The organism is Arthrobacter sp. HMWF013 (assembly GCF_003061105.1).
Classification (GTDB): domain Bacteria; phylum Actinomycetota; class Actinomycetes; order Actinomycetales; family Micrococcaceae; genus Arthrobacter.
Window position 1 is genome coordinate 1 of sequence record NZ_QAIQ01000420.1, and the last position, 3,928, is coordinate 3,928.

The 3,928-nt window shown below is 61.5% G+C and carries 4 protein-coding genes; 1 reads left to right on the forward strand and 3 read right to left on the reverse strand.

All coding sequences use genetic code 11. From position 1 onward, the window contains the following. The 3 genes from DBR22_RS15445 to DBR22_RS15455 all read right to left on the reverse strand — a co-directional run. The coding region (locus DBR22_RS15445) for an FAD-dependent monooxygenase (protein WP_181365206.1) at positions 1-627 on the reverse strand (627 nt) is incomplete at its 3' end. A 194-nt stretch (positions 628-821) separates the two neighbouring features. Beyond that, on the reverse strand, positions 822-2,060 hold the full coding sequence (locus tag DBR22_RS15450) for a DUF3500 domain-containing protein (RefSeq protein ID WP_108599756.1): 1,239 nt from the start codon (positions 2,058-2,060) through the stop codon (positions 822-824). 30 nt (positions 2,061-2,090) lie between these two features. Further along, positions 2,091-2,807 (reverse strand): FadR/GntR family transcriptional regulator, encoded by a 717-nt coding sequence (locus DBR22_RS15455; protein WP_108599757.1) that lies wholly within the window; start codon positions 2,805-2,807, stop codon positions 2,091-2,093. 225 nt (positions 2,808-3,032) lie between these two features. Between DBR22_RS15455 and DBR22_RS15460 the strand changes: the two genes are divergently transcribed. After that, complete coding sequence (locus DBR22_RS15460) at positions 3,033-3,926, forward strand: fumarylacetoacetate hydrolase family protein (protein ID WP_108599758.1); 894 nt, start codon at positions 3,033-3,035, stop codon at positions 3,924-3,926. Positions 3,927-3,928 lie beyond the last annotated feature (2 nt).

A 3,928-nucleotide genomic window follows, 5' to 3' on the forward strand; every position in this document is an offset into this window, starting at 1 on the left:
CTTTAGGGATGGCAGCGGCTTGACGTCCACAACCAGCCAGTCGTAGAAGTACCCAAGGTCGTTCCAGCCGATTCCGGCAAAAGACCGGACAGTGCTGTTGGCTCCATCAGCTCCGATGAGGTAGGAGGAGCGGACGAAACTCTTTTCACCGGACTCCGTATTCGTCAGTTCGGTCAGGACTGAGCCCTCATCGGACTCGGTAGCATCCGCGGACCAGCCCCGCATCACTGTCACGTTCGGCAGCGAACGGATGGCAGCGTCCATGCGGTCTTCGAGGTCGGGCTGGTTGAAGAAGTAGGTGTTGTTCCAACCGGAGGGACCGACCCCACTCCAGTCGACTTCGAGGAGCGTTTCCTGGGCGTGGTTCTTCCAGACGTACATGTCATCGTAGGGTTCGGTGACGTCGGGGATCGTGTCCGGCGCCAGCCCGACCGACTGCAGGATACGGGCGAACTCGGAGTCGTGGGTTACTGCGCGGGGGAGCGGGTAACCCCGGTGCTGCCGGTCAGCTATGACGATGCGATGCCCTGCGGCACCGAGACGGATGGCCAGGAGCTTGCCGACGGGCCCGAAGCCGACGATCATCACATCAACTGGTTCGAGCGTGGGGTGTTCTTCTTTGAACATCAGGGGTGCCTTTCGTGGGACGGCGTTGTCTGTTGCATTGAGAGTAGGTCCGGCGCAACCCCTTAAAGGCCCTCCTGTCCCGCATAGCTGGACACCTCTTGTCGCGCCTCTCACATCCAGCATTCAGAGGCAAGAAAAAACCGGCCCTTCCACGGCATTGCGTGGAAGGTCCGGTTGTTTCGGCGGGCGTTCGGTCAGATGCCGTGGCCGTGTACGAGTGCGCGGCCGTAGTCATTGCCGTTCGGCGTACGCATCAAGGTGTGGATGTGGAATGGCTGCGGGTCATCGTTGCTGAGAAATACTCCGCAGTGATGATCGAGCTCGAGGACGACGACGGGGCTTTGCAGCCGGTAATAGAACACATCAGCGTCTCCGAAGCCTCCAATCCATGAGAACCACGTGTTCTCGCAGTGCGCGGCAATCTCCCTGCGGCGTGCGGCCGCTGGCCCTTCTGGCAGGTATGCGGTGAAGTCCGCAACGATGGCGTCGACAATGGCACGGGCGTTCTCGTCCATGTCGCTAACGCGGATGCCTTGATACGGGATGACGCGGTTGTCTTGGAAAGCTCCGGCCAGATGGCGTTCGTCGCCGGGGTGTACGCGGCCTTCGGGCATCGCCGGATCGACCATTTCCTGAAACGTCCGGGCTTGTTGCTGCTGGGATTCCGGCAAGGTCTGCATAAGTTTCCGGCCGAGGCGAATCCTGTCCTGGAAGACAACAGCGCCCTCGAACGGTCCTTCGTCGATGCAGTTGGGTTCGGCTCCGAAGAAAACGGGGGTCATGACCATCTGGGTCCCGGCGACGAGGCAGTTGATGGCCACGTGATGGCCGAACAGCTGCCATCCCCACGGTTCGGTCTCCGACGGGTGCCCGTAGAGGGCGAAGTTGTAGCTGAACTCGTTCATCAGCGCCGGCAGCCCTACGATGTCGCCGAGGAACCCGTTGATCCTCATCAGCGTGCGGGCAAGTTCGTATCCTTCGGCGCTGAGGCTGGCTTCCACAAGGGACAGGACCAGGGCCTTGGTCTGATCATCGGCGAATTCCAGCCGGAGTCCGGTGTCGTGCTGCATGAATTCCGGATTGGCCCAGCTCTGCCAGTGCTCCGAATCCACCGGGAACGACACCTGTTCGCGAATGGTGTCGGGGAGATATTCAAGGAGCTTGGACGCTGCGGCAGCCATTTCCGCCGTCGGGGCTTCCTCGCCGGCTTGTGCCGGAGCCACGGGGAACAGGCCCGGGATGGGCTGACCGTCGGAGGTCACGCCCGAAAACGGCTGGAAGTAGAGGGGCGTCCATCCCTTGATCAGTTCACCGGTGAAGGCGTCCTGCTTCGCCGCTTCCCGGTAGCTGTAGGCGTCAAGGCCTTTCAGTTCTTCGATGCGGGGATGGCCAGGGGGGTAAAGGTAGGCGCGGAAGCCTGCGGTTGACGTCATCGTCGCTCCTGATTTCTTGGTCGGTGCCGGTCAGACGGCGGTGTTGTGTTGGCGAACTGCTTCGACAACGGCATTTTCATTGCCGTTGATGATGGCGCGGACAAGAGCTTCGTGGATCCGGTAGCGGCCGCTCCAATAGCCATCGGCGGCGGGGTCATCTGTGCGGAATTCCGCCGAGGACGACGACAGGTAACCCAGGGTTCCCTTGTAAACGGCGCTGGCCATGACGTTGGGACTGATCTCTGCAATGCGCTCGTGAAGTGCCCAGTTGGCACGCATGAACGCCTCAGGGGTTTTCAAGGCGCGCTGCAGGCCCGAGAGCAGCCTCTTCAGGTCTGCGATGTCAGTCTGGCTTCTGTGCCTGGCAGCGTCCCGGTTGATCAGTTCCTCCAGCGCCTCCCTCAACGCGATGGCGTCGAGCACTGTGGCCGGAGTATCCCTCACCGTGAGTAGAGTGTGCCGCAGCCGGACCACGGGGTTGGGTGGGGCAATGAACAACCCGCCGCCACGTCCCGGCCTGATTTCCAGAATTCCCCGTTCCCGGAGAAGCCTGACAGCTTCACTGACTGTGGCCCGCGCCAGTCCGGTCTGGGCCCGGATTTCGTCCAGCGTTCCTACCCAGTCACCGGGGGCCATGCCGGCGCGAATGATTTCTTCTTCCATTCTCACCGCCAAGGCTTCGGCCCGGGTGCGCGGCAGGGCAACCTGCACGTGTGCGGTTTTTTCCGGATCGGACAGCTTGAACATGAAAACTATTAGAGCATAAACCAGTCGAATGTTTTAGCTCTTTTTTGAACGAGCGAAGAACCCGAGGCCCCGGCGATTCGCTGTCCTTGCAGGATGGGTTGACGAGTAAGCCAACCGTGAGCGACAGTTAAAAGATACGAATGTTTAGGCTTTTTGCAGGATTCTGGGGCGCCGATGCCCGCCGGCCGTGCCGGTATCTCCTGCCATCCCCGAAAGGCATTACCTATGAAGATCGTCGGAATCCGCACTTCAGGCACAGACCGCGTTGATGCTGCAGTCCTGGAAGGCGACACCGTCAGGGTCCTGACGGACCTTCAGACGTTTTGGTCCGCTCCCACTGAGTTCACCAATCCTGAGGCGGGCTCCGGGGTATCGTTGCCGCTTTCCGAGGTCGAACTCGTGCCGCCGGTTCTTTCGTCGGCACGAGTCATCTGCATTGGCCTGAACTACCGCGCCCATGTGACCGAGGGAAGCTACCGCAATGACAAGCTTCCTCCGCACCCGACGCTGTTCGCCCGCTGGACTCAATCCCTGACTGTCGGGGGCACCCCTGTCCCGGTGCCGGCCAACGAGGACGGCTTGGACTGGGAGGGCGAAATCGCAGCGTACATCGGCGCTCCGCTCGTGGATGCCGACGCTGAGACAGCTCGAAAGTCGGTGATCGGATACTCCACCTTCAATGACCTGACATCCCGCAAGGCCCAGAAGCTGACCTCCCAGTGGATCCTTGGCAAGAACGGTGACAACAGCGGCCCCCTCGGCCCGGTCGTCACCGCCGATGAGGTGGGAGACCTCCGCGACGGCCTCCAGGTCCAGACCCGCGTCAACGGAACCACTGTGCAGAACGGCAATACCCGGGACATGATCTACGACCTGGGTGAGACGCTGTCCCTGATCTCGCAGACGTTCACCCTGAACCCCGGAGACATCATCTGCACCGGCACACCGGAAGGCGTGGGTTATGCCCGCACACCTCAGTGGCTCCTGCAGCCAGGAGATGTCGTGGAAGTCGAAGTTGAGCGTCTCGGCGTTCTGTCCAGCCCGATCGTGGCCAACGACTTCCGGCACGGCGGGACACAGTCCCGTACAGTTCCTGCCGGGACCGCGTCCAAGCCATGACC